Source organism: Candidatus Protofrankia californiensis, assembly GCF_900634765.1.
In the GTDB taxonomy this organism is placed as follows: Bacteria; Actinomycetota; Actinomycetes; order Frankiales; family Frankiaceae; genus Protofrankia; species Protofrankia californiensis.
Genome location: NZ_CAAAFT010000380.1, coordinates 22,061 through 28,336 on the forward strand (window position 1 = coordinate 22,061; position 6,276 = coordinate 28,336).

The 6,276-nt window shown below is 69.3% G+C and carries 6 protein-coding genes and 1 pseudogene; 3 read left to right on the plus strand and 4 right to left on the minus strand.

Annotated elements, in window-relative coordinates; genetic code table 11:
- A pseudogene (locus DD1DGNOD_RS29870) lies at positions 1 to 484 on the plus strand (NAD+ synthase); the annotation flags it as partial.
- Here DD1DGNOD_RS29870 and DD1DGNOD_RS19570 read toward each other — a convergent pair.
- On the minus strand, positions 470 to 1,240 hold the full coding sequence (locus DD1DGNOD_RS19570; RefSeq protein ID WP_241255850.1) for a TetR/AcrR family transcriptional regulator: 771 nt from the start codon (positions 1,238 to 1,240) through the stop codon (positions 470 to 472). The pseudogene DD1DGNOD_RS29870 and the gene DD1DGNOD_RS19570 sit on opposite strands and share 15 nt — an antisense overlap.
- A 299-nt stretch (positions 1,241 to 1,539) precedes the next feature.
- On the opposite strand from DD1DGNOD_RS19570, the gene panB reads away from it, so the two are divergent.
- Positions 1,540 to 2,466: a 3-methyl-2-oxobutanoate hydroxymethyltransferase gene (gene panB / locus DD1DGNOD_RS19575; protein WP_131767923.1), complete on the plus strand. Its 927-nt coding sequence runs from the start codon at positions 1,540 to 1,542 to the stop codon at positions 2,464 to 2,466.
- Between the two features lie 239 nt (positions 2,467 to 2,705).
- Here the strand turns inward: panB and DD1DGNOD_RS19580 are convergent, their stop codons facing one another.
- On the minus strand, positions 2,706 to 3,488 hold the full coding sequence (locus DD1DGNOD_RS19580) for a helical backbone metal receptor (protein ID WP_241251694.1): 783 nt from the start codon (positions 3,486 to 3,488) through the stop codon (positions 2,706 to 2,708).
- Between the two features lie 34 nt (positions 3,489 to 3,522).
- Complete coding sequence (gene npdG / locus DD1DGNOD_RS19585) at positions 3,523 to 4,206, minus strand: NADPH-dependent F420 reductase (RefSeq protein WP_131767924.1); 684 nt, start codon at positions 4,204 to 4,206, stop codon at positions 3,523 to 3,525.
- A gap of 637 nt (positions 4,207 to 4,843) precedes the next feature.
- Here npdG and DD1DGNOD_RS19590 point away from each other — a divergent pair.
- A complete protein-coding gene (locus DD1DGNOD_RS19590) occupies positions 4,844 to 5,062 on the plus strand; it encodes a hypothetical protein (protein WP_131767925.1) in 219 nt (72 codons plus the stop codon).
- A 226-nt stretch (positions 5,063 to 5,288) separates the two neighbouring features.
- On the opposite strand, the gene DD1DGNOD_RS19595 is transcribed toward DD1DGNOD_RS19590, so the two are convergent.
- A complete protein-coding gene (locus tag DD1DGNOD_RS19595; protein WP_131770773.1) occupies positions 5,289 to 6,263 on the minus strand; it encodes a site-specific tyrosine recombinase XerD in 975 nt (324 codons plus the stop codon).
- Between the last annotated feature and the right edge of the window lie 13 nt (positions 6,264 to 6,276).

The following is a 6,276-nucleotide window of genomic DNA, read 5'->3' on the forward strand; positions in this document are numbered from 1 at the left end:
GATCAAGGACGTGCCCAAGACCCTGGTCTGGGAACTCGCCCGGTGGCGCAACGCGGAGGCGCTCCGCCGGGGCGAGACCCCGCCCATCCCCGAAGAGATCATCGTCAAGCCTCCGTCGGCCGAGCTCGCCCCCGGTCAGCTCGACTCCGATCGGCTGCCCGACTACTCCACATTGGACGCGGTACTCGATGACTACGTCGAACGGGACCAGGGCCGAACCGAACTGATCATGGCAGGCCACGACCCCGACACCGTGGAGCGGGTCATCCGCCTGGTGGACCTCGCCGAGTACAAGCGGCGGCAGAACCCCCCGGGACCCAAGGTGACCTCGAAGGCGTTCGGCCGCGACCGCCGGCTGCCGATCACCTCCCGCTGGCGCGAGCGGACGAGCCATCCGCCCGCCGCCGAGCCGCCACCCCTGGACGGCAGCGCCGAGCCGCCGCCCGCCGGCAGCGGTGCGGCTGACATGTCAACCCGTGGCTGACACCCCGGCCGCACCGGGTCCGGAGCGCCGCCGGATCCCCCGCAGGACTGTGTCGACCACACCGGTGACCCGGGAACCGCTGACATCACGTGAATGGCCGGTGTACTGCCAGTACGCGACGGATCCGATCAACATATCGATGATCATCTCGATGTCGATGTCGGGGCACAGCTCGCCCGACACGATGCCGTCACGCAGCAGCATGCCAACCCGGTCCCTCGCCGGGACCATGACCTGCCTGCGGTAGGTCTCGAAGAGGTCGGGATGATCCTCCTTCTCGGCCAGCAACCTGGGCATGATGCGACCGGACAACGTCTGGATGCTGTGCCTGCGCACGGTGTTCAGCCAGGCAACAAGATCGTCGCGTAGCGATCCGGTCTGCACCCCACCCGAGACGTCCGCGAGGGTGCCCAAAGCGTCGGAGACCAGCGCGTCCTTGGTCGGCCATCGCCGGTAGACCGTTGCCTTGCCGACCCCGGCCCGCGCCGCGACCGCTTCCATCGACAGCCCGGCGAACCCGCAGTCGGCGAGCGCATGCAGGGTCGCGCTGATGATTGCTTCGTCACGGCGGGTGTCTCGTGGACGTCCCGGCGCACGCAACGGCGGCTGCGCCGATCGCGCCGATCCGGGCGCGCGTTCGCTCGACATCGTCACGACGGACACTCCGCCAGGAACCTGACCCGAGGACAACCGACCCGGATACACCGCGTCGAGCACCAGGTCGAGCACCAGGTCGAGCGCCATGCCGGAGGCCATGTCGGGCGCCGCATCAGGCGCTGTATCGGGTGCCGTTGTGGGCGCCGCGGTGGGCGCCGCATCGGGCATGGCGCGGTGAGCCCGTCTACCCGGAGCCGCTTTCGTCCACCACTGCGGTGCCTGCTGTGCCCCATAGATCCCGTCCGCCGAAGTTGTGTCCCGACCATCAGGTAGCGCCTCGATATCCAAGATCGAAGTCTACGGTGAGCTGCGCCACGACGCATCTGTTTCCCCTACGGTGGCAGCATGGTGGTGACGCCGGGACGCGCCAGCGCCCGGACGGACCCACAGGAGATCGCATGAACATGACAGCAGGAGCGTGTTCCTCCCCGCCCACCTCCACGATCGGGGAAGCGACGACGCTGTATGGCGCGTCGACAGCATCGGGCACGTCAGGGTCAGCGGCTGCGACGAGGGGCACCGCGACTCGTCGCGGGAGGACGACGGTCAGGGACATCCAGGCGGCCAAGGACCGCGGAGAGAAGTGGGCGATGCTCACCGCCTACGACGCGACCACGGCCCGGATCTTCGACGATGTGGGCGTGCCGGTGCTGCTCGTCGGCGACTCGGCGGCCAACGTCGTCTACGGCTACGACACCACCGTTCCGGTGACGGTGGAGGAGATGCTGCCGCTGGTGCGGGCGGTCGTACGCGGGACCACCCATGCGATGGTTATCGCGGACCTGCCTTTCGGCTCCTACCAGAAGTCGGTGGAGCAGGCGATCGACAACGCGGCACGTTTCATGAAGGACGGCGGTGCCCAGGCGGTCAAGCTCGAAGGGGGCGCTCGGGTGGTCCCGCAGGTCGCCGCGCTGGTGGCGGCCGGCATCCCGGTCATGGCCCACCTCGGGCTGACCCCGCAGAGCGTGAACGTCCTCGGCGGCTATCGGGTGCAGGGTCGCGGTGACGCCGGAGACGCCCTGCTCGCCGACGCGCTCGCGCTGGAAGCGGCCGGCGCGTTCGCCGTCGTGCTCGAGGTGGTCCCGTCCGATCTGGCCGCCCGGGTGAGCAAGGAGCTGACCATTCCGGTCGTCGGCATCGGGGCCGGCCCGGACTGCGACGCGCAGGTCCTGGTCTGGCAGGACATGGCCGGCCTTTCCGACTCGCACACCCGGTTCGTCAAGCACTACGCCGACCTGCGCTCCGCCCTCACCGACGCGGCGCTGCGGTTCACCGAAGAGGTCCGCGGCGGCACCTTCCCCACAATCGAACACAGCTACCACTGATCAAGCCGGCGATCCGGTCCCCCGGGTGCGCGAAAAACATGATCGCGCGCCCTTTGGCCCACCGACGAGAGGGTTCCTGATCAGCTCTCCCGAAGGATGTGAATCCGATGCTGTGATCGCAGCATCGGATTCACATCGCTGAGCCGTCGTCATGCCGCTCGGCGGCGGCCGGCCTCGGTCGGGACGGGCCTGCCGACCGAGGTCGGGACGGGCTTCCTGATCTCGGTCGGGACGGGTCGTCAGGTCCGTGCGGGTGTGGTGACCGGCCGGGACAGCTGGGCGTCGAGCACCGCGCGCGCCGACACCAGCGACGGCCCGTACCAGGTCAGGTGACGGCCGGAGACGCACACCACCGGAGTACCCGCGAACATCTCCGGACCGTCGGTCGGGCTGAACGCATAGGGCTCGTCGGGCAGCACCACCAGGTCGACGGGCGGCACCTCGTCCAGGCCGATCCGGGGATAGCGTTCGGGATGGTCGGCGAGCACGTTGTCGATCCCGAGTCGATGCAGGACGTCACCGGTGAACGTGTCGCGGCCCACGGCCATCCAGGGCCGTCGCCACACCGGGATGAGGGCGCTGCGCCGCGGTCCCGAGTACGGCGCCGCCCACGTCGCGCGTGCGGTGGTCAGCCAATCCGGCCGGTCGAGCCCACAGGCGTCACGCAGCATCCGGTTGAGGCTCACCAGCGCGGTGTCCACGCTGGTCGGCGCCGTCACCCACACCGGGATGCCGGCCGCTCGCAGCCGGTCGAGATCAACGGCCCGGTTCTCCTCGGCATTGGCGCAGACCACGTCCGGGGCGAGCGAAATGATCATAGCTATGTCCGGGTTCTTCGTCCCGCGCACGCGCGTCACGTCGAGCCCGACCGGACGGGAGCACCAGGCCGTCACCCCCACCAGCAGGCCGGGCGCAGTGCGGGCGATGGCTTCGGTGAGGCTCGGGACGAGCGACACCACGCGGGTTACCCGCCGGGGTACCTCCACGTCGATACCAAGATCGTCACGACCGCTCGCCGTCACCGTTCTCACCCACCTCAGCCGGACCAGACGTCCGTCACGAAACGTCCGTCACGCGCAGACCCGCGTGGGCCTTGTAGCGCCTGTTCACCGAGATCAGGTTCGCGGTCAACCCCTCGACGGACGCGGCGTTACGCAGTCTGCCCGCGTAGACCCCGCGTATACCGGCGATCCTGCCTGCCAGGGCCGCGACGGTGTCGGTGGCGTGCCGGTCGTCGCCCAGGACGAGAACGTCGGTGTCGATCTCACTGACCGTCTCGTCCTCCAGCAGCACCGCGCTGACATGGTGGAACGCGGCCACCACGGTGCTGTCCGGCAGCAGCGCCGCGGCCTGCTGCGCCGCGCTTCCCTCGGGCACCGGAAGCACGAACGCGCCGCCCTTGTCGAAGCCAAGCGGGTTGACGCAATCCACAACGATTTTACCAGCGAGTTCGGACCGCAGGCTGGCGAGCAGTTCACCGTGGCCGTCCCAGGGCACGGCGACGATCACGATGTCGCCGGCGGCAGCGGCGGCGGAATTGTCCGCGCCGGTGACGACCCATCCGGCCGCACTCAGTTTCGCGGCCGCATCCCCGGCGCGTTCGGCGGAACGCGAGCCCAGCACAACCCGGTTGCCGGCGATGGCGAGACGGCGACCGAGCCCGCGGCCCTGCGGCCCGGTCCCACCGAGGATGGAGATCGTCAACAATGAGACGTCAGGTAGATCACCAGCTGAACCCATGGGTCACATCCTGCCGCATGACGTGCTTGCAGGGCATTCTGATCGTCACCGTATCGATCAGGCAAGCCTGCCCCGGACGCCTTCCGCAGGTCCCTCGGGGAGGAGAAATAGTGATCTTCAAACCCCTCCGGGCCTGCCGGCGCCGGAGCCTGGCAAACATGGTCCGCCGGCTATGGCGTGGTCGACCCGGAGGGCCGAAGACAAAGCGATCATGCTTCTCCCGCCGTGTTTCTCCCGCGCCGGTGCCGGACAACCACCCTCATGATCAATTTGGAGTTTATCCATACGACCGGATTCACCTGCAGGTACCCCCGGTCACCCGACCCGGGAGCGAATGCGGGACTATGCCTTCACAACATGACAGCTACGAGCGTTGATCATTCCGCAAGAGGCTGGCAGACGCCGGGGGCGGAGTCTTTTCGAAAGATGCGGCCGTACCGATCGGGCAGAGGAGCGGCGGAAGGTGAACGACGGAAGCAACTCCATGATTGCAACACTTCGTGAGCAAAATATGGCTTTGCGTGACATCCACGGAGCGTTGGACAACCCCGGCCACACGTCGTTCGAGGACGGGTCGTACCGTTCCATTCCACGAACAGCGGAGAGATCCACAGAATCAGGCGGAAGAGGTCGAGCAATGGCGGACGTATCGGTTCGCTTCGCGATGACGAACGACAGCGAAGTGGTGCTCAACCTGTCGCTGCCGCAGGCACTGCGCCTGATGGAGGCGATCGCGCGCAAGGTCGGTGAGACACTCGCCGAACGCAGCACGCAGAGCGTGGGAGGCGTCGGGGGCGTTCCCGCACCCGCTCCGTCCAACGGCATGCCGAGCCTGGGGCCGTACACCCCGTCCTGAGCCTGCTCACAGGCTGACGGCAGCGCGATCCCCACCGGCTACCCGGGGCTTGCCCGGCTACCCGGGCGGCCGTCGTCAACAGGCGACGGCCAGGGGATGCGCAGCGGCCACCGCAGGCGTCGTCGACCCGATGACCGGAGGCGGTGCGTGCCCGATGTGTCATGCACCGGACGTGTCACCCTGGCGGCCGACTGGCCGCCTCCCGCGGTCGGGGACTCAGGACCGGTCAGCGACGGACCGGACGTGTGCTGCCCAACGCCCGAGGATGCGATGTCGCGTACACCTCGCGCAGGCGGTCCACCGTGACCAGCGTGTAGATCTGGGTGGTACTGACCGACGCGTGCCCCAGCAGCTCCTGCACGACTCGGACGTCCGCCCCACCGTCGAGCAGATGGGTCGCAAAGGAGTGCCGCAGCACGTGCGGTGACACGCCCTCCACGCCGGCTGCCACCGCCGCGGTCCGCAGCACCGTCCAGGCACTCTGCCGCGACAGCCGGGTCCCCCGCCGGGACAGGAAGACCGCCGGGGACGCCCGCCGGCTCGCCAGTACCGGGCGGGCCCGGACCAGGTAGGCGGCCAGCGCCTCCCCGGCGTACCGCCCGAGCGGGACGACCCGGGTGCGGCCGCCCTTGCCGCGCAGCCGCACCGACGCCACGTCCAGATCCAGGTCGTCGACGTCGAGGCCGACGGCCTCGGAGATGCGCGCGCCCGTGCCGTAGAGCAACTCCAGCAGCGCGACCGCCCGCAGCTGCCGGCTCCCCTCGGCGGGATCGCCGCCGTGGGGAGCGCCACTGAGGGGAGCAGAGGCAGCGCTGATGACGGCCACCACCTGATCCACCGTGAGCGCCTTGGGCAACCGGCGCGGCGGGGTCGGCGGGCGTACGGGCCGGGAGACATCGGAGGTGACCTCGCCCTCCTGCGCGGCGAAGCGGTGCAGCGACCGGACCGCGACGAGCATCCGCGCCACCGACGACGCCGCGAGCGGCCGGTGCTCGCCAGTACCTTCCCGCAGGGTGGCCGCGAACTCGGCGACCTCGGATTCGTCCACGTCGGCCAGGGACCGTACCCCGCGAACGCTCAGGTGCTCCAGGTAGCGACGAAGGTCGCGCCGGTAGGCGAGGACCGAATTGTGCGCAAGCCCGCGCTCGCCCTCCAGATGATCGAGAAAGCGCTCGACCACGGGTCCCGGGTCACCGGCCACGGGTCCCGGGTCA